This window comes from Bradyrhizobium mercantei (assembly GCF_001982635.1).
Lineage (GTDB): Bacteria > Pseudomonadota > Alphaproteobacteria > Rhizobiales > Xanthobacteraceae > Bradyrhizobium > Bradyrhizobium mercantei.
In genome coordinates this window covers 429,286-447,858 of sequence record NZ_MKFI01000004.1, presented here as the reverse complement: position 1 = coordinate 447,858, position 18,573 = coordinate 429,286, and the positions used below count along the sequence as shown (strand labels likewise).

Here is an 18,573-nt window from a genome sequence, read left to right as displayed (position 1 = left end):
GAATCGCCAGAAACCCCCTTGCGCCCGCGCGAGCCATGAGGCCAAATGGCCCGCGCCTTCGGTACGCAGACACGAGCGCTGTGGGAACGGGGCGAGCAAGCTAACATCGACAAAGAGGAAACGGCATGGGTCACTCCTGCTCGCGCGTATGTGGGTTGTTCCGATGACAGGCTCGGTCATCATCGTCGGTGCCGGACATGCCGGCTTCCAGCTCGCGGCGTCGCTGCGTCAGGCTGGCTTTTCCGAGCGCATCGCCCTGCTCAATGACGAAGGCCATTTGCCCTACCAGCGGCCGCCGCTGTCGAAGGCCTATCTGAAGGGCACCGGCGGGCCCGAGACCTTGATGTTCCGGCCCGACAAGTTCTACCAGGACAACAAGATCGAGCTGATCACCGATCGGGCGCACGCGATCGACCGCAATGCGCGGAAGGTGGCGCTCGCCTCCGGCGCGTCGCTCGACTACGGCCATCTGGTGTTCGCGACCGGCGCGCGGAACCGGCTGCTGGATATTCCGAACGCGAAGCTTGATGCAGTCCGCTACCTGCGCATCCTCGACGAGAGCCAGGCGCTGCGCGACTTGATCGCGCCCGGCATGCGGGTCGTGGTGATCGGCGCGGGCTTCATCGGACTTGAATTCGCGGCGACCGCGCGGGCCAAGGGGCTCGAGGTCGATGTGGTCGAGCTTGCCTCCCGCGTGATGGCGCGCGCGGTGACCGTGGAGATTTCCGAGTTCTCGCAGTCCCGCCACGCTGCTGCCGGCATCCGGATTCATCTCGGCGTGCAGGTCACGGCGATCGAGGCCGATGGCGCCAAGGTCACCGGCGTCAGCCTGAGCAAGGGGACGCATATCCCGGCCGATCTCGTCGTGGTCGGCGTCGGCGTGCTGCCGAATGTCGAGCTCGCTGCGGAGGCCGGGCTGCCGGTCGCATCCGGCATCATTGTCGACCAGCATCTGTTGACTGCTGACCCGAACGTCTCCGCGATCGGCGATTGCGCGCTCTATACCAGCAAGCGTTTCGGCGGCTCGCTGCGGCTGGAGTCGGTGCAGAACGCCACCGACCATGCGCGCTGCGTGGCGGCGCGGCTGACCGGCAAGACCGAGGTCTATGACGGCCTGCCGTGGTTCTGGAGCGACCAGGGGCCCGACAAGCTGCAGATGGCCGGCCTCACCACCGGCTACGACCGTGTCGTGGTGCGCGGCGACCGCGCGCAGGGCGCGTTCTCGGCGTTCTGCTATCGCGGCGAGAAGCTGCTCGGTATCGAGTCGGTCAATCGCGCCGGCGATCACATGTTCGGCCGCAGGCTGCTCGGCGCCGGCGGCTCGATCACGCCGGAGCAGGCGGGGGATGCGAGCTTTGATCTCAAGAGCGCGCTGACCTAACAATCTCGTCGTCCCGGCCTAGTGCGCAATCGCGCACGGGAGCCGGGACCCATACTCCGCGGCCTCTCGATTGAGGTGGTGCGGGTTGATGTCGGTTCAAGACAATCGACATCATTGGTTATGGGTCCCGGCCTTCGCCGGGACGACGTGTGGAGAGCACGGCCTTCACCTCTTCGACCGTCGGCATGGATGGCGCAGCGCCCATCCGCTGGACGCAGATCGATGCGGCGATGTTGGCGTATGACATCGCGGCCTGGACCGGCTGTCCGTCTGCGAGCAGGGCCGCGACTGCTCCGACAAAGCAGTCGCCCGCGCCGGTGCTGTCGACCGCCTTGACGGCGCGCCCTTGATCGACGTGCATGTTGCCGTTGAGCAGCGCCACAATGCCCCGTTTGCCCAACGTGACGCAGATGATCTGATGCGCGCGGGCCTGCAGCGATCGCGCGGCGTCCATCAAAGTCTCGTATGTGTCGCCATCCCTGAGCTCGCGGCCGGTGAGCAGGCCGAGCTCGGTCTCGTTGAGGATCAGGACATCGACGAGATCGAGCAACGCTGCATCGATCCTCTTCGCCGGCGCCGGATTGAGGATCGTGGTGGCGCCGGCGGCACGGGCGCGCTTGAAGAATGCAGCGATCGTCGGCAGCGGGATCTCGAACTGGCTGACCGCGATGTCGCCCTTCGCAAGCACGGGCGCCGCGACATCGTCCGGATCGACCAGCCCGTTGGCGCCCGGCACGACCACGATGGTGTTGTCGGCATTGGCGACCGTGATGATCGCGGTTCCGCTGTGCGCGCCGTCGGTGTCTCGAACAAAGGTCAGATCGACGCCTTGCGCCGCCAGGAACGTTCTCAGCTCTCTCCCAAACGCATCGGTGCCGAGCCGGCCGATCAGCGTGGTCGGCATGCCCTGCTTGGCCGATGCAACGGCCTGGTTGGCGCCCTTGCCGCCGGGAAAATACAGCACGGCCTCGCCGGCCACGGTCTCGCCGACCTTGGGATGGCGCTCGGCGGTCGCCACGACGTCCATATTGATGCTGCCGGCGACGAAGACGCGCCCCATGGCCAACCTCGATATGCCTAACCTCGATCGGCCAGATCAGGCTTCGGCGCGAAACTCCTGCTTGACCGCGGCGATGTCGGCGAGCGTCGGCAGGCCGGCCTCGTTGCCGAGCTTCTGGATCTTGTAGGTCGAAGCCGCGCGCGCGAACTTGAAGTGTTCATGCCAGCCTTTGCTCGGATTTGAGAGGTAGGAGTAGATGTAGGCGCCGTGGAACACGTCGCCCGCGCCGTTGGTGTCGATCACCCGCTCGCGCGGGATCGGAAACGCCGGCAGCGTGCGCACCGTGCCGGCCTCGTCGTACCAGAGCAGGCCGCGCTCGCCCATGGTGACGCCGCCGACCTTGCAGCCGCGGCTCTTGAGATAGTCGAGCATCTGCTCCGGCGTCTTGTCCATCTGCTCGCACAGCCGTTCGGCGACGATCGCAATATCGATGAAGGCGAGCAACTCGTGGGTGTTGGTGCGCAGTCCGCCGCCGTCGAGCGAGGTCAGGATGCCATCCTCGCGGCAGAGTTTTGCGTAATGGATCGCGGCGTCCGGCTGGTGGCCGTCGATATGCAGCGCGCGGCAGCCCTTGATGTTCAAGAGCGGAAAGGGATGGATGTGCTGGTCGTCGCGGCAGCGCACGATGGCGCGCTTGCCGTCATGGGGCATGATGAAGGACAGCGAGGAGGAGTTGACCTTGCGGGGATGGAACGAGATGCCGTACCGGTCGGCCATGTCCCAGAACATCCGTCCCAGCCAGTCATTGGCCATGGTGGCGATCAGATCCGGGTGGATGCCGAGCTTGGCGCAGCAGAACGCTGCGGTCACCGCGTTGCCGCCGAACGACACCGCATAGGCGTCGGCGACGTGCTTCTCGTCGCCGACAGGCATGTGATCCGTGATGAAGGTGACGTCGATATAGGTCTGTCCGATGAAGAGAGCCTGCATTCGCTTTCCGTCGTGGCTTGCTGTGGTCCCGGCTGGTGATCAGACTAGCACTGCTGGTCGGCCGATATCGCTGAAAATATTCGCAACCCTGCCTGGTTTGCGGGTACAGATGAAGCGGGCGCGCGGATCGAGGATCGTTCTGGCATTCGGCATAACGGCCGCCCGCGGCCACTTGTTCCGGGACGCGCAAGGGAGAAGCACAATGACGGCAGATTCGGGGAGGCCGCAGCCATGATTACCAGCCTTGATCACGTCGTCGTCCTGACCGGCGATATCAATGCTGCCAGCGCCGCCTACGAGACGCTGTTCGCGCGGACGCCTTCCTGGCGCAACAGCGGCGACGGCGCCGACCGCGTGCTGTTCACGCTCGACAACACGACGCTGGAGTTGATGGCGCCGCGCGGCGATGACGATGCCGCCCAGCGTGTCCGGACGGCGCTCGCCACCCAGGGCGAGGGCCTCGCGAGCCTCTGCTTCCGCACCAGCGATATCGCCAGGACGCACCGCAGGCTCGACCGGCTGACGCTGAAGCCCGAGCCGGTCGCCGAGGTCGAGAGCCGCGATGAGGCGAGCGGCGCGACGCTGTCGTGGAAACGCACACGCGCCGCGACCGATGCGACGCGCGGCGTGCGCATGTTCTTCCTGGAGCGGGAGCAGGAGCGGCCGCTGTCGGTGCGCACCATGCCGGCCTCGATCACCGCGATGGATCATGTCGTGGTTGCGACCGCCGACCCGGAACGCGCCGCCGCGCTTTATGGCGCGCGGCTCGGGCTCGACATGGCGCTCGATCGCTCGCATCCCGAGTGGGGCCGGCTGATGTTCTTCCGCTGCGGCGATCTCGTGGTCGAGGTCACGCACCGGCCCGGCAAATCGGAGACAGACGCGCCGGACCGGCTGCGCGGGATCTGCTGGCGCGTCGCCGATATCGATGCCACGCATGCGCGGCTGGTCGCCGCCGGCGTCGACGTCTCCGAGGTTCGCACCGGCCGCAAGCCCGGCACGCGCGTGATGACGGTGCGCACCGGCACCTGCGGCGTGCCGACGCTTCTGGTGCAGCCCTCCCAAGGGAAGCCAGGCTAGGCCGCGTTTCATCTGCGCGTCGTCCCGGCAACGCGCCGCGGGGATATGGCGGCGCAATTTCATTGGTCATTCCGGGGCTCGCGAAGCGAGAACCCGGAATCCATTGATCCACGGAGTATGCGGTTCGATGGATTCCGGGCTCGCGCCAAAAGGCGCGCCCCGGAATGACGAAGGTGCAACGCGAGAAATATTCCCGCATCGCGGTCACGACAACATTCGTTCTCAAACGTCGCGCGTCATGTTACATTGATCTACTGGGCATCACCGGGCGATCGAATTGGCGAAGGCAAAGCGAATACAGAGATGGCAGCGCGACCCGGAAGGGATGCGGCTGCGGATTCTCGAGGCGGCCAAGCAGGAATTCGCCGCCCATGGCCTCGCCGGGGCGCGGGTCGACCGCATCGCGGCCAATGCCGGCGCCAACAAGCGCATGCTGTACTACCATGTCGGCAACAAGGAGGATCTCTATCTCGAGGTGCTGGAAGGCGCCTACGAGAAGATCCGCGCCGAGGAGCGCACGCTCGATCTCGAGCATCTCGATCCGCCCGAGGCGATCGGGCGGCTGATCGACTTCACGTGGAACTATTTCCTGCGCAATCCCGAGTTCCTGGCATTGCTGAACACGGAAAACCTCGCCAAGGCAAAGCACCTGAAGCGCTCGACCAAGGTCAAGTCGATGCACTCGCCCTTTGTCGAGATGATCCGCACGGTGGTGACGCGCGGGGTGGAGAGCGGCGATTTCCGCGTCGCGGTCGATCCGGTGCAGCTCTATATCTCGATCGCGGGGCTCGCGTTCTTCTATCTCTCCAACAGCGCCACCTTGAGCGTGATCTTCGGCCGCGATCTCCTCAAGAAGGACGCTCGCGACGAGCGCCTCGAGCACATGACCGCGCTGGTGCTGGCGGCGCTGACCGGCAAGTCCACGGCCGAAGTCGGCAGCGCGATGCCGCTGCTGCGTACCAGCGAACACCGGGTGGTGTGAACGCTTCGCGGTTCGTCTGAAGTCATTGCCAAGCACGATAGCTCGTAGCCCGGATGAGCGAAGCGACATCCGGGACCGGGCCATCCCCGGACAGGTTTTCCCCCGGATATCGCTTCGCTCATCCGGGCTACCAAACATTCGGACCAAAAATCTTGCCTGACGAAAGTTGCATGTTTCGGCGCGATTTTGCCGCGCGCCAGGGGCTGGACAGTATTTATCCAACGGGTTAATTTCTCTCCGAACAGAGACTGCAAGGGAGCGTGACGTGGCGGAGGCAAAGAGCCCTTCGGGCCTGTCGAAGGTGCTGAATGCGGCGTGGCTGCGCCCGTTCCTGTTCCTGGTTGTGATCGTGGCGGCCTGGGATCTCTCGATCCGGTTGTTCCACATTCCGGCTTATCAGATCCCGTCGCCCGGCGACGTCGTCGCGGTGCTCTGGACCGACTGGCCGGAGCTGTTGCGGCAGTCCTGGCCGACCACCTATGCGACGCTGTGCGGCTTCCTGCTCTCGGCGCTGTTCGGCATTCCCGTCGCGATGCTGATCGCGGGCTCGAAGACGGTCGAGAGCTACGTCTATCCGCTGCTGGTGTTCTCCCAATCCGTGCCGAAGATCGCGATCGCGCCGCTGTTCGTGGTGTGGTTCGGCTTCGGCATCATCCCCAAGGTGATCTCCGCGTTCCTGCTCGGCTTCTTCCCGGTGGTCGTCTCGGCCGTGCAGGGCTTCAAGTCGGTCGACCCCGACATGGTCGACCTGGCGCGCGCGATGCAGGGCAGCCGCTTCAAGGTGTTCTGCGCGGTCAACCTGCCGCATGCGATGCCTGCGATCTTCTCCGGCCTGAAGGTGTCGGTGACGCTCGCTGTGGTCGGGGCCGTGGTCGGTGAGTTCGTCGGCTCCAACTCCGGCATCGGCTATGTGATGCAGCGCTCGATCGGCACCTTCGACCTGCCGACGATGTTCGCTGCACTGGTGATCCTGGCGCTGCTCGGCGTCATCCTGTTCTGGATCGTCGACCGCATCGAGCGGCTGGTGATCCCCTGGCACGTCAGCCAGCGCGACGACATCAGCTTCGCTTCGTAGGATGTGCACAGAAACAACAGCAACGTCATTGCGAGGAGCGATAGCGACGAAGCAATTTCCCGCTTGCTGCACGATGGATTGCTTCGCTTCGCTCGCAATGACGAAAAGAAAAACGGGAGGATAATGTGATGCGATTGATCACTGCTGTTATAGCCGCGCTGGCCTGGACCGCGCTGGCGGTGGCCCCGGCATCCGCCGCGGACAAGGTCGTGCTGATGCTGAACTGGTACGTCTATGGCGAGCATGCGCCGTTTTATTACGGCAAGGCCAAGGGCATCTATGCCGCTGAGAGCATCGACCTCGAGATCCAGGAAGGCCGCGGCTCGGCCGCGACCACGCAGGCGGTGGCGGCCAAGACCGCCGACTTCGGCTATGTCGACGTACCCACCATGATGCGTGCGGCGGTGAAGGGCGCCCCTGTCATCGCCACCGGCGTGCTGCTGCAGACCAGCCCGATGTCGGCGATGAGCCTTGCCGACAAGAACATCAGGAAGCCGGAGGATATCAAGGGCAAGACGGTCGCGATCACGCCCGCGGATTCGATGACGCAGATCTGGCCGCTGTTCCTGAAGAAGACCGGGCTGAAGGAAAGCGACTTCCAGACCGTTGCCGGCGATGGCCAGACCAAGCTCAACGCGGTCATCAACGGCCAGGCCGATCTGTTGCTCGGCTACGTCATGGACCAGTCGATGAAGATCAAGGACGCCACCGGCAAGGACGTCTATCCGATCAAGTTCGCCGACTACGGCATCAACATGGTGTCGTCGGGCATCATCGCGAATTCCGACTACGTGAAGGCCAATGCCGACCTGGTCCGCCGCTTCATGTCGGCGACGACAAAGGCGGTGGAAGCTGCGGAGAAGGATCCGAAGGCCGCCGCGCAGTCGATCCTCGACGCCAATCCGAAGGGCGGCAAGATCGACACGCTCACGCAAGGCTTCGAACTGACGATCCCGCTCTACCGCACGGCGGAGACCAAGACCAAGCGGCCGTTCCAGGTCACCGACCAGAACATGACCGAGTCGGTCGACCTGATGGTCGAATATGGCGGCCTCGACGCCAAGGCCAAGGCCAATCCGAAGGCGTTCTACACCAACGACTATCTGCCGAAGGGTAATTCGTGAGCAGTCAACCCCCGCTGTCGTCCCTGCCGAGTGCGCGATTGCGCACGGAGCAGGGACCCATAACCACCGTCGTTGGTTTTTGCGGGAGGTCTCTCCCCATGTGCCCGAAGGAAAAGCCGCGGCGTATGGGTCCCTGCTTTCGCAGGGACGACGGGGGGAGAGAGGCGCGATGAATCCCCTACCGAAGCCAACCGAAGTCAGCCAGCCCGCCGCGCATCTGCGGCTGGTGTCGGACCGCGCGGCCGGCGCCGCGCCCGGCATCAAGCTGTCCGGCGTGTCGAAGACCTACCGCTCGCGCGATGGCGATGTGCCGTCGCTGCGGCCGCTCGACTTCACCATCAATGACGGCGAATTCTTTGTCGTGGTCGGGCCCTCCGGCTGCGGCAAGTCCACGCTGCTCAAGATGATCTCGGGCCTGCTGCCGCCGACATCAGGCGAGGTGCTGGTCGACGGCGAGCCGGTGACCAGGCCGCACGGCAATGTCGGCATCGTGTTCCAGAACGCGCTGCTGCTGCCATGGCGCAACATCCTCTCCAACGTGATGCTGCCGATCGACATGAAGCAGTTGCCGCGGGACAAATATCTTGCCCGCGCCAGGGAGCTGTTGAAGCTGGTCGGCCTCGAAGGCTTCGAGAAGAAGTTGCCGTGGCAGCTGTCCGGCGGCATGCAGCAGCGCGCCTCGATCTGCCGTGCGCTGGTGCACGATCCCAAGATCATGCTGATGGACGAGCCGTTCGGCGCGCTCGACGCCATGACGCGGGAGCGGATGAATGTCGAACTGATGCGAATCCAGCGCGAGACCGGCAAGACGGTGCTGCTGATCACGCACTCGATTCCCGAAGCCGTGTTCCTCGCCGACCGCGTGCTCGTGATGACCGAACGCCCCGGCGCGATTGCCGCGATCTACGACGTGCCGATGCCGCGGCCGCGCTCGCTCGAGACGATGTCCGATCCCGTCTTCAACGAACTGGTGCAGCGGATCCGCAAGCATTTCTTCACGCAGGGGTCGCTGGACTGAATCGAGCCTCCAATGCCGCCTCGTCTCGCAGTCAAAGATATCGCCTTCTTCGAACGGCCGCTGGTGTTCGCCCGGCCGTTCCGCTTCGGCGCCGTCACGATCACCGCGTCGACGCAGCTCTTCGTCCGGGTCGAGATCGAGGTGGAGGGCAAGGGCCGGTCGACCGGCGCCAGCGCCGAGATGCTGGCACCGAAATGGTTCGACAAGCGGCCGCATCTGACGGACCCACAGTCGCTCGACGGCCTCCGCCGTTCGCTTGCGAGCGCACGCGAGCTCTATCTCGCCAACACGGGCTTTGAGACCGCATTCGGCCTGCATGCCGCCTGTATTGGCCCGCAGGTCGCGGCCTGCGCCGCGGAGGACATTCCGCCGCTCGCCGCCGGCTTCGGCCCGGCCGAGATCGACAAGGCGATCCTGGATGCGCTGCTGCGCGCGGCCGGCGTCAATTTCTTCGACGGCATGGCCGGCAATATCGCCGGCGTCGACGCGCGGCTGACGCCGGATCTCGACGATGCCGCAATCGCGCGGTTTCTGTCGGCGCGCCAACGGCTCGAACGTGTCGCCGTCAGGCACACGGTCGGGATGGACGACAAGGTCGAAGGCGAGGGCGGCGTCGCCGACCGCAACGAGAACGCCGGCGCGCGCTATTTCAAGCTCAAGCTGAACGGCGATCCCGCTCATGACGCGGCGCGGCTGGCGCAGATCGGCAGCGAGCTTGCAAAGCTGCCTTACACCACCAGGATCACGCTCGATGCCAACGAGCAATATGCCGATCTTGCCGCACTGAACGCGCTGGTCGATCGGCTTGACGATGACCCGGCACTGCAGTCGATCTCGGCGAACCTGCTCTACATCGAGCAGCCGATGCCGCGCGATATCACCAAGGCCTCGCCAATCTGGCGACTTGCCGCGCGTAATTTCATTATCGACGAGGCCGACGATTCCTACGACGCATTTCCGCAGGCGCGGGCGCTCGGCTATCGCGGCATCTCCTCGAAATCGTGCAAGGGCATCTACAAGTCCGTCATCAACGCCACGCGCGCGGCGGCGTGGAGTGTCGATGGCGCTTCCTATTTCATCAGCGGCGAGGATCTGACCTGCCAGGCCGGGCTCGGCGTGCAGCAGGACCTCGCACTCGGTGCGCTGATCGGCGTCCCGCATGCCGAACGCAACGGGCACCATTACGTCGACGGCTTTGCCGACACCCCGGCCGACGAGGCCGACGCCTTCCTCACCGCGCATCCCGATCTCTACGCGCGCGACGGCAGCAAGGTCCGCCTCGCGATCCATGACGGCGATCTCCTGACCGGATCGATCGCCGCCGCCGCCGGATTTGCCAGTTCGATCCATCCGGACTGGTCCACCATGCAGCCGCTCAAGCGGCCAACACCACGCGTTTCGCAGGAGCAGACAGTATGACGACCAAACGCCTCGGCCTGATCATGAACGGTGTCACCGGCCGGATGGGGCTCAACCAGCATCTGATCCGCTCGATCGTCGCGATCCGCGAGCAGGGCGGCGTGCAGCTCGCGAACGGCGGCCGCATCATGCCCGATCCGATCCTGGTCGGCCGCGACGCCGAGAAGGTCGGCGCATTGGCGAAACGCTACAATATCGAGCGTCACACCACCGATCTTGACCGCGCGCTCGCCAACCAGGGCGACACCGTGTTCTTCGACGCCGCCACCACGCAGGCGCGGCCTTCGCTGCTGACCAAGGCGATCAATGCCGGCAAGCATGTCTATTGCGAGAAGCCGATCGCGACCAATCTCGAGGAGGCCGTTGCGGTCGTGAAGCTCGCCAATGCCAAGGGGCTCAAGCACGGCACGGTGCAGGACAAGTTGTTCCTGCCGGGCCTGAAGAAGCTCGCCTTCCTGCGCGACTCCGGCTTCTTCGGCCGCATGCTCTCGGTGCGCGGCGAGTTCGGCTATTGGGTGTTCGAGGGCGGTTGGCAGGAAGCGCAGCGGCCGTCGTGGAATTACCGTGCCGAGGACGGCGGCGGCATCATCCTGGACATGGTCTGCCACTGGCGCTACGTGCTCGACAATCTGTTCGGTGAGGTCGAGAGCGTGGTCTGCATCGGCACGACAGACATTCCCGAGCGTTATGACGAGAAGGGCAAGAAGTACCAGGCGACTGCCGACGATTCGGCCTACGCCACCTTCCGCCTGAAGGGCGGCGTCATCGCGCATATCAACATGAGCTGGGTGACGCGCGTCTATCGCGACGACCTCGTCACTTTCCAGGTCGACGGCACCCATGGCTCGGCGGTCGCGGGCCTGACCGACTGCGTGATCCAGGCGCGCCAGGCGACGCCGCGGCCGGTGTGGAATCCGGACGAGAAGCGCATGCACGATTTCTATGCCGACTGGCAGAAGCTGCCTGAGAACGTCGTCTATGATAACGGCTTCAAGGAGCAGTGGGAGATGTTCATCCGCCATGTCTGCGAGGATGCGCCCTACAAATACACCCTGCTCGAAGGCGCCAAGGGCGTGCAGCTCGCCGAATGTGCGCTGCAGAGCTGGAAAGAGCGGCGCTGGATCGACGTCGCCCCGATATCAGCCTGAGAAAGGACTTTGCCATGAACAAGCCGGTCCTGCCGATGTCATCGCTCTCGTTGAAGCTGCCGACCGCCGATGGCGGCCTCGAGACCTATCGCCTGGCGGCGTCGCGGACCTTTCCCGCGAAGCTCGCGGGCACGCTCAATCGCGTGGCGTTCTCGGCCGCCCATGTGGTGGCCGATCCGCGCGCCGACGTCGATCCCTGGCTGACGGCCGCGATCGACTGGGACAAGACGATCGCGTTCCGTGAGCACGTCTGGGATCTTGGCCTCGGCGTCGCCGAGGCGATGGACACCGCGCAACGCGGCATGGGGCTGGACTGGGCGACCTCACTTGAACTGATCCAGCGCTCGGTGACGGCAGCGAAGGCCAGGGGCAATGCGCTGGTGTTCTCCGGTGCCGGCACCGACCACCTTGCCGTCGAAGACGCAAAATCCATCGACGACGTCATCCGCGCCTATGAGGAGCAGATCGCGGCGGTCGAGAAGGCAGGTGGCCGCATCATCCTGATGGCCTCGCGTGCGCTGGCAAAGCTCGGCAAGAACGCGGAGGATTACGCCAGGGTTTATGACCGCGTGCTGTCGCAGGTCCGTGAGCCCGTGATCATCCACTGGCTCGGCGACATGTTCGATCCGGCTCTGTCGGGCTATTGGGGCACGGCCGATCTCGACAAAGCGATGGACATTGCGGTCGCGATCATCAACGCCAACGCGGCCAAGGTCGACGGCGTCAAGGTCTCGCTGCTCGACAAGCAGCGCGAGATCGACATGCGGCGCCGGCTCGATTCCCGCGTCAAGATGTACACCGGCGACGACTTCAACTATGCCGAACTGATCGCCGGCGACGACAAGGGATTTTCCCACGCGCTGCTCGGCATCTTCGACGCGATCGCGCCGGCGGCGTCCTATGCGCTGTCACGTCTGGCCGCAGGCGATGAGGCCGGCTTCCACGACGTGCTCGGGCCGACGGTGCCGCTGTCGCGCCACATCTTCAGGGCGCCGACGCGCTTCTACAAGACCGGCATCGTGTTCATGGCCTATCTCAACGGACATCAGGATCACTTCACCATGGTCGGCGGACAGGAGAGCGGGCGTTCGACCCTGCATCTCGCCGAGCTGTTCCGGCTGGCCGACCAGGCGGGGTTGCTCGCCGATCCGGAGCTCGCGACACGACGGATGCAGGCTATCCTGACCACCCGCGGCATCGACGCCTGATGCGCGATTTTTCCAATGACCACCGCTGGCTGTCGCTGAACACGGCGACGGTCCGCAGGCAGGGCGATCTTCTCGCCATCGTCGAGGCCTGCGCGCGCCATGGTATCCGCGCCATCGATCCCTGGCGCGACCAGGTCGCTTCCGTCGGGCTCGACCGTGCCGTGCGCGCGGTCAAGGACGCCGGACTTGATCTCTCGGGCTATTGCCGCGGCGGCATGTTCACGGCCGATGACGCACATCGCAGCGAGGCGCGTGACGACAACCGCCGTGCGGTCGACGAGGCGGCAGCGCTCGGCGCCTCCTGCATCGTGCTCGTGGTCGGCGGCCTGCCGCAATATTCGCGGCCGGGCAGCACGGCCTCGAAGGACATCGCGGCGGCGCGCAACCAGGTGCATGACGGCATCGCCGAGATGCTGGACTATGCCCGGCAGGCGAAATTGCCGCTCGCGATCGAGCCGCTGCATCCGGCCTACGCGGCCGACCGTGCCTGCGTGAACACGACGAAGCACGCGCTCGACATCTGCGATGCGCTCGATCCTGCCCGCAGCGGCGCGATCGGCGTCGCGCTCGACGTCTATCACATCTGGTGGGATCCGGAGCTGATGACCCAGATCGCGCGCGCCGGCAAGGATCGCCTGCTCGCGTTCCATGTCTGCGACTGGCTGGTGCCGACCAAGGACATCCTCAACGACCGCGGCATGATGGGCGACGGCGTCATCGACATCAAGTCGGTGCGCGCGGCGGTCGAGGCGCAGGGCTTTGCCGGCTATTCCGAGATCGAGATCTTCTCGAATGACTGGTGGAGCCGGCCGCTGGACGAGGTGCTGCGGACCTGCATCGCGCGCCACCGGACGGTGGTTTGACCCGCCAGCCCGGTTCGGTGGACAAGCCGAGGCGTGCCCGTTATTCCGGTTGGTGCTGAGCGTCACGGTGCAGAAGAGCCGTGGCACGCCGCGATCCGGATATTCGGAGCATGATATGCGTCTGAGCGACTGTCACAATTTCCACGACTTCCGGGAGCTGGCGCGACGGCGGCTTCCGGGGCCGATCTTCGACTATATCGATGGTGCGGCGGATGATGAGGCGACGCTGCGCCAGAACACCGCGAGCTTCGAGCGCTGCGATCTGGTGCCCAATGTCCTGCGCGGCGTCGAGAACGTCGATCTCTCCGTCACCGTGATGGGCCAGAAGCTGGCAACGCCATTCTATTGCTCGCCGACCGCGCTGCAGCGCCTGTTCCACCATCAGGGCGAACGGGCCGTCGCCGCGGCGGCTGCGAAGTACGGTACGATGTTCGGCGTGTCTTCACTTGGTACTGTGAGTCTGGAGGAGTTGCGCAAGGCGCACGATACGCCGCAGGTCTATCAGTTCTACTTCCATCGGGATCGCGGCCTGAACACCGCGATGATGCAGCGCGCCAAGCAGGCCGGCGTCAATGTGATGATGTTGACCGTCGACAGCATCACCGGCGGCAATCGCGAGCGCGATCTGCGCACCGGGTTCTCAATTCCGTTCAAGCTGACACTTGGCGGCATGCTGCAATTTGCCATCAAGCCGGCATGGGCCATCAACTATGTCACCCATGAAAGCTTCAAGCTGCCGCAACTTGACGAGCATGTCGACATGAGCGGCGGCGCGATGTCGATCGGGCGGTATTTCACCGAAATGCTCGATCCCGCCATGACATGGGACGACGTCGCCAAAATGGTCCGGGAGTGGAACGGGCAGTTCTGCCTGAAGGGGATCATGTCGGTTGACGATGCCAAACGTGCCGTTGAGATCGGCTGCACTGGCATCATCCTGTCCAACCATGGCGGCCGGCAGCTCGACGGCTCCCGGGCGGCGTTCGATCAGCTGGCTGAAGTCGTTGATGCTGTGGGTGACCGTATCGACGTGATGATGGACGGCGGCATCAAGCGCGGCAGCCATGTGCTGAAGGCGCTGTCGTTGGGCGCCAAGGCCGTTGGCGTCGGACGGTTCTATCTCTATCCGCTTGCGTCCGCGGGCCAGGCGGGAGTCGAGCGTGCGCTTGGTCTCATGCAGGCCGAGCTGGTGCGAGACATGCGGCTGATGGGGTGCTCGTCGATCAGCCAGCTTTCGCGCGCAAACCTGCGGTTCAGGTAGCTGGTCGATCGCTCCCTGAGATGTGCGGACTGCTCACCGCGTCATCAGGACTCCTCGTTGCGGTGCTCGATCTCCAGGGTGACGAGCCGCGCCAGCAGCGTTGCCGGATAGAGCTGGCCGAAGATCGCTTCGAGATTGCACAGGCTTCGTGCGATCGGATGCAGCGGCGCGACGTCGCCATACCCCGTGGTCGTGAGCGTAGCGAAGCTGAAATAGATCACCCGGCTCGCCAGCGCCGGGCTGTCTTCGACTTTCATGCCGGGAAACGCGTTGGGCCTCAGCGTGCCGACAAAGGTGTAGAGCGCCGCGAAGATCACGGCGACCGTGAGATAGAGCAGGACGGCACCGATCACGCGATGATAGGTGACGCGGCCCGGTGCGAACGTCGCGCGCGCCACCGTCACGGCCATGGTCAGGCCGACGAGCAGCCACGAGCCGGCGAACAGGTTGAGATCGACAATCGAAGGTGAGCGCAGCCGCAGGATTCCGCCCGTGACGATCATGACGAGCGCGACCAGCATCGTGACGACCGCGACCGTGCTGCCAGACATCAGGAAGACGCCGCCGACCAGGACCAGCGCGAGCAGCAGCTCAAAAATCTGGAACTCGAACAGGCCCAATGCCTGCAGCGGCGCCACCACGAACATCATGACAAGCATCAGGATGGTGAGCACGGTCAGCAGGGAATCGCCCCAGCGCTCGCGCAGCTCGCCGATGTTCGTCCAACCCCGTTTCATCCCCGCCCCGCCGTTCGGCATCGCTTAGGGATGCCGGTGCCAAACATTGCTGCGGGGCGGCGGCAAACGCAAGACGGGGCGGTCGGGATCGCAGGCCTCAGGGGCTCGCGACCCGCTCCAGGGTGTTGAAGCGTGCCTTCTGCTCGCTGCTCAGCAAGGCATAGAATTTGTCCAGCGCAGGCTCGATCAGCTTGGCGGCCTTCTGCATGGCCTCGAGCCGGTGCTGCATCGCCTCCAGTCGTCCGACCGGCGTCAGCGGGATGTCGTTGGGGCAGGCGGCCTGCAGGTCCGCGATGGCTTTTGCGGTCGCATCGCTGAGGCGGTCGAGCGCTTCCTTTTGCTTGCCCGCCGGGTGGAGCGAGGACTCGATCCGGTTGATCGGCAGCTGCGCCAGGTCGGATTTCGAATCGCCGCAATTGCCGGATTGCGCGGTTGTTTCCTGCTGTTGCGGCGAACGCTCGCCGACATGCGGGCCGAGCGCGTTGAAGCGGGCCTGTTGCTCGTCGTTGAGCGAGCTGTAGAAATTCTCCAGCGCGGGCCGCACGATCTTGATCGCCTCGAGCGTCGCGCTGATGCGGTTTTGCATCGACCGCAAGCGGCCGGTTGGCGTCAACGCGTAGGTGTCGCTGCAAGTGTCCTTGAAGACATTGGCGGCCCGCGTTGCGGCCGTCTTCAAGTCGTCGAGCAGGGCGCGCTGCTGCTGGGTCGGCCGCACCGCACGCGCGATGTCGGCGAGCGGCCAGGCCGTGACGCCCTTGTCCGGTTCACCGCACAGCTGCTTGATCGCCTGCGGGCTGGTGTCGGCGCGCTGACGGGACCGCGTGCGGCCTGCGGTCGCCGGATAGTCGCCAGGCTCGATGCTGGCATAGGCCGAATAGGGACTGTTGGTGTCCCAGAACACGGTGTCGACGAAGTCGTCATACGCATAGGCCCAATAGCCGGGCTCGTAGGCATAGGACCAGAACGTGTAGTCGAAGATGTCCGAATAGGCGTAAGGCAGGAACACCGGACCAAGCCACGCCACGAACGCCGCGCGATGGCCGCGCCGCCAGGCATTGCGGGGCGCCCAGCCGCCCTGGCGCATCGCAAGTGCCGCCTGGCTTTGCGCTCCGGCCTGGTCGCGGAAGTGCGCGGCAAATCGCTCGCGCTGAGCCGCATGCGTCGCGGCTGTGGTCGCGGTTGCGGCCCCAACCGTCGTGGCCGGTGCCAATCGCTGCTGGCGGGCAAGGTCGGCTTGCTGTGAGCGCTGCTCGCGTTGCAGCAGGCGGTTCTGTGCCTGCAGGGCGCGGTCGTGGGCGCGTTGCGCGCGTGCGCCCTGAACCTTCTGCGACTGCAACTGCTGCACGCGTTGCTGCAGGCGATCGATCCGGGTCTGCCGCTCGGCGGTCTGGCGCGACAGCGTGTCACGCTGCCGCTGCTGCGCGGTCTGTTGGCGTTGCTGGATCAGCTGCTGCCGCTGTTGCGCGCGCTGTTGAATTCGCTCCGTCGGCGACGGCCGCTCGCTCAAGCGCGACGGCGGGCTCGGGCGCGATGGCGCGGCCACATGGGGAGCCGGGCGCTGCGGCGGTGCCCCGCGACGGAATTCGGGCCGTTGCGTTGCAACGTGCGGCGCGGCGATACGGGGAGCCTGGCGCACTGACGGGGCGGCGAAATGCGGCGCCGGGCGCGGCGCCATCGCCGGTCGCTGCGGCGCGTGGAACGCGGGTGCGGCGGGCCGAGCCATAGCTTGTGGCCGCGCCATTGCAGGCGGTCTCGCCATTGCGGGCGGGGCGGCGTGGACCATCGGCGCGGCAGGACGCGCCATCGCCGGCGGCGCGGCTGGGCGTGCCGCCGGTCCACCCTTGACGTGCGGCTGGGCGGACGCACCGCCGCTCGTCGCGAGCATTGAGGCACCAATCAAAAGTACAATAAGTCCTGCGCGCCGGGAAGACATGAGCGTGGCTCTCCGTCCATCCCTGCCCGCAGAGCTTCAACGCATGGACGTTGAAATCGTTCTTGAAGATCGCAACCAGTTCTGCGGTCTTCCGACGCAGGGAACCGTCAGGAGATATCCTGCGTCAGGGCGGCCGCGATCCGCTCCGACGCCCAGTCGACCTGATCGGCCGTGATCACCAGGGGCGGCGCGATGCGGATGGTGTGCTCGTGGGTGTCCTTGGCGAGGATGCCGCGCGCCTGCAGCGCCAGGCAGTAGCGGCGGGCACCGCCGGCTTCCGGATGTAATTCGATCGCCAGCATCAGCCCGCGCCCGCGCACCTCGCGGATCACGTTGGCGCGGATGTCCTGCAATCCGGCGAGAAAGCGTGCACCCTGTTGCGCGGCGTTCTCGATCATCCCTTCCTCGACCAGCACGCGCAGCGCTGCGCGTGCCACCGCACAGGCCAGCGGATTGCCGCCGAAGGTCGAGCCGTGCTGGCCCGGCCGCAACGTGCCGAGCACGGCGTTGTTGGAGAGCACCGCCGACACCGGATAGAAGCCGCCCGACAGCGCCTTGCCGAGCAGCGTGACGTCGGCCTCGATGCCCTCGTGCTGCTCGGCGAGCAGCTTGCCGGTGCGGCCGAGCCCGGTCTGGATCTCGTCGAGCACCAGCATCACATTGTGCGCGGTGCACAGCTCGCGCACACGGGCGAAATAGCCCACCGGAGGAATGATGACGCCGGCCTCGCCCTGGACCGGCTCGACCAGGAAAGCGGCGGTGTTCGGCGTGATCGCCTGCTCGAGCGCTGCGGCATCGCCGAACGGGATGATCTTGAAGCCCGGCGCGAATGGGCCGAAATGGTCGCGCGACCCGGCGTCGGTCGAGAAGCCGACGATGCCGAGCGTGCGTCCGTGAAAATTATTGGCGCAGACGATGATCTCGGCCTGCCCATCGGGCACGCCCTTGACCTCGTAGGCCCATTTGCGCACCGACTTGATCGCGCTCTCCACCGCCTCGGCGCCGCTGTTCATCGGCAGCACCTTGTGCGAGCCGGTCAGCTCCGCAAGCTCGCGGTAGAAGGGAGCGAGCTGGTCGTTGTGGAAGGCACGCGAGGTCAGCGTCAGCCGATGCGCCTGCTCGATCATTGCCGCCAGGATCTTCGGATGACAGTGGCCCTGGCTCACGGCCGAATAGGCGGAGAGGCAGTCGAGATAGCGGTTGCCGTCGGTGTCCCAGACCCAGACGCCTTCGCCGCGGGACAGCACGACCCCGATCGGCTCGTAATTGTAGGTGCCGAACTGGGCTTCGGTTGCGAGGAAATCAGTGACCAGTGCATTCATCATGCGTCACTCCCGCTGCAGCGTAGGAGAGA

Annotated in this window: 16 protein-coding genes; 11 read left to right on the top strand and 5 right to left on the bottom strand. The window is 65.4% G+C overall.

The window, feature by feature from the left end:
• Nucleotides 1-163 precede the first annotated feature (163 nt).
• Nucleotides 164-1,381, top strand: a complete 1,218-nt coding sequence (locus tag BI327_RS20245) for an NAD(P)/FAD-dependent oxidoreductase (RefSeq protein WP_083742197.1) — start codon at nucleotides 164-166, stop codon at nucleotides 1,379-1,381.
• Between the two features lie 118 nt (nucleotides 1,382-1,499).
• Here BI327_RS20245 and BI327_RS20240 read toward each other — a convergent pair whose 3' ends face one another.
• Complete coding sequence (locus BI327_RS20240) at nucleotides 1,500-2,441, bottom strand: ribokinase (RefSeq protein ID WP_076862549.1); 942 nt, start codon at nucleotides 2,439-2,441, stop codon at nucleotides 1,500-1,502.
• A gap of 36 nt (nucleotides 2,442-2,477) precedes the next feature.
• The gene (locus BI327_RS20235; RefSeq protein WP_076862548.1) at nucleotides 2,478-3,371 is read right to left on the bottom strand and encodes a sugar kinase; all 894 of its coding nucleotides are present in this window, start codon (nucleotides 3,369-3,371) and stop codon (nucleotides 2,478-2,480) included.
• 231 nt (nucleotides 3,372-3,602) lie between these two features.
• On the opposite strand from BI327_RS20235, the gene BI327_RS20230 reads away from it, so the two are divergent.
• From BI327_RS20230 to BI327_RS20185, 10 genes are all read left to right on the top strand, one after another.
• Nucleotides 3,603-4,451, top strand: a complete 849-nt coding sequence (locus BI327_RS20230; protein ID WP_076862547.1) for a VOC family protein — start codon at nucleotides 3,603-3,605, stop codon at nucleotides 4,449-4,451.
• A gap of 325 nt (nucleotides 4,452-4,776) precedes the next feature.
• A complete protein-coding gene (locus tag BI327_RS20225; RefSeq protein ID WP_076862546.1) occupies nucleotides 4,777-5,433 on the top strand; it encodes a TetR/AcrR family transcriptional regulator in 657 nt (218 codons plus the stop codon).
• A gap of 265 nt (nucleotides 5,434-5,698) precedes the next feature.
• Entirely contained in the window at nucleotides 5,699-6,508 is an 810-nt protein-coding gene (locus BI327_RS20220; protein ID WP_076862545.1) for an ABC transporter permease, read from the top strand.
• 125 nt (nucleotides 6,509-6,633) lie between these two features.
• On the top strand, nucleotides 6,634-7,632 hold the full coding sequence (locus BI327_RS20215) for an ABC transporter substrate-binding protein (RefSeq protein ID WP_076862544.1): 999 nt from the start codon (nucleotides 6,634-6,636) through the stop codon (nucleotides 7,630-7,632).
• 169 nt (nucleotides 7,633-7,801) lie between these two features.
• The gene (locus tag BI327_RS20210) at nucleotides 7,802-8,650 is read left to right on the top strand and encodes an ABC transporter ATP-binding protein (protein ID WP_076862543.1); all 849 of its coding nucleotides are present in this window, start codon (nucleotides 7,802-7,804) and stop codon (nucleotides 8,648-8,650) included.
• A 12-nt stretch (nucleotides 8,651-8,662) separates the two neighbouring features.
• Entirely contained in the window at nucleotides 8,663-10,069 is a 1,407-nt protein-coding gene (locus tag BI327_RS20205; RefSeq protein WP_076862542.1) for a hypothetical protein, read from the top strand.
• Nucleotides 10,066-11,217 carry a Gfo/Idh/MocA family protein gene (locus BI327_RS20200; RefSeq protein WP_076862541.1) on the top strand — a complete coding sequence of 384 codons (1,152 nt, stop codon included), beginning with the start codon at nucleotides 10,066-10,068 and terminating at the stop codon, nucleotides 11,215-11,217. The genes BI327_RS20205 and BI327_RS20200 overlap by 4 nt, the downstream gene beginning before the upstream one ends.
• A gap of 14 nt (nucleotides 11,218-11,231) precedes the next feature.
• The gene (locus BI327_RS20195) at nucleotides 11,232-12,425 is read left to right on the top strand and encodes a dihydrodipicolinate synthase family protein (RefSeq protein WP_076862540.1); all 1,194 of its coding nucleotides are present in this window, start codon (nucleotides 11,232-11,234) and stop codon (nucleotides 12,423-12,425) included.
• Nucleotides 12,425-13,288, top strand: a complete 864-nt coding sequence (locus BI327_RS20190; RefSeq protein ID WP_076862539.1) for a sugar phosphate isomerase/epimerase family protein — start codon at nucleotides 12,425-12,427, stop codon at nucleotides 13,286-13,288. The genes BI327_RS20195 and BI327_RS20190 overlap by 1 nt, the downstream gene beginning before the upstream one ends.
• Before the next feature lie 115 nt (nucleotides 13,289-13,403).
• Nucleotides 13,404-14,549, top strand: coding sequence for an alpha-hydroxy acid oxidase (locus BI327_RS20185; RefSeq protein ID WP_076863093.1), 1,146 nt, complete (start codon nucleotides 13,404-13,406; stop codon nucleotides 14,547-14,549).
• A 44-nt stretch (nucleotides 14,550-14,593) separates the two neighbouring features.
• On the opposite strand, the gene BI327_RS20180 is transcribed toward BI327_RS20185, so the two are convergent.
• From BI327_RS20180 to rocD, 3 genes are all read right to left on the bottom strand, one after another.
• Nucleotides 14,594-15,286: a potassium channel family protein gene (locus BI327_RS20180; protein WP_076862538.1), complete on the bottom strand. Its 693-nt coding sequence runs from the start codon at nucleotides 15,284-15,286 to the stop codon at nucleotides 14,594-14,596.
• Between the two features lie 97 nt (nucleotides 15,287-15,383).
• The gene (locus BI327_RS20175) at nucleotides 15,384-16,793 is read right to left on the bottom strand and encodes a Spy/CpxP family protein refolding chaperone (RefSeq protein WP_245334876.1); all 1,410 of its coding nucleotides are present in this window, start codon (nucleotides 16,791-16,793) and stop codon (nucleotides 15,384-15,386) included.
• 533 nt (nucleotides 16,794-17,326) lie between these two features.
• Nucleotides 17,327-18,541: an ornithine--oxo-acid transaminase gene (rocD, locus tag BI327_RS20170; RefSeq protein WP_076863091.1), complete on the bottom strand. Its 1,215-nt coding sequence runs from the start codon at nucleotides 18,539-18,541 to the stop codon at nucleotides 17,327-17,329.
• Nucleotides 18,542-18,573: the final 32 nt, after the last annotated feature.

Coding starts and splice junctions, on each gene's coding strand:
- BI327_RS20245 (WP_083742197.1), top strand. CDS start 164: ATGACAGGCTCGGTCATCATCGTCGGTGCCGGACATGCCGGCTTCCAG.
- BI327_RS20240 (WP_076862549.1), bottom strand. CDS start 2,441: ATGGGGCGCGTCTTCGTCGCCGGCAGCATCAATATGGACGTCGTGGCG.
- BI327_RS20235 (WP_076862548.1), bottom strand. CDS start 3,371: ATGCAGGCTCTCTTCATCGGACAGACCTATATCGACGTCACCTTCATC.
- BI327_RS20230 (WP_076862547.1), top strand. CDS start 3,603: ATGATTACCAGCCTTGATCACGTCGTCGTCCTGACCGGCGATATCAAT.
- BI327_RS20225 (WP_076862546.1), top strand. CDS start 4,777: ATGCGGCTGCGGATTCTCGAGGCGGCCAAGCAGGAATTCGCCGCCCAT.
- BI327_RS20210 (WP_076862543.1), top strand. CDS start 7,802: ATGAATCCCCTACCGAAGCCAACCGAAGTCAGCCAGCCCGCCGCGCAT.
- BI327_RS20205 (WP_076862542.1), top strand. CDS start 8,663: ATGCCGCCTCGTCTCGCAGTCAAAGATATCGCCTTCTTCGAACGGCCG.
- BI327_RS20200 (WP_076862541.1), top strand. CDS start 10,066: ATGACGACCAAACGCCTCGGCCTGATCATGAACGGTGTCACCGGCCGG.
- BI327_RS20195 (WP_076862540.1), top strand. CDS start 11,232: ATGAACAAGCCGGTCCTGCCGATGTCATCGCTCTCGTTGAAGCTGCCG.
- BI327_RS20190 (WP_076862539.1), top strand. CDS start 12,425: ATGCGCGATTTTTCCAATGACCACCGCTGGCTGTCGCTGAACACGGCG.
- BI327_RS20185 (WP_076863093.1), top strand. CDS start 13,404: ATGCGTCTGAGCGACTGTCACAATTTCCACGACTTCCGGGAGCTGGCG.
- BI327_RS20180 (WP_076862538.1), bottom strand. CDS start 15,286: ATGAAACGGGGTTGGACGAACATCGGCGAGCTGCGCGAGCGCTGGGGC.
- rocD (WP_076863091.1), bottom strand. CDS start 18,541: ATGAATGCACTGGTCACTGATTTCCTCGCAACCGAAGCCCAGTTCGGC.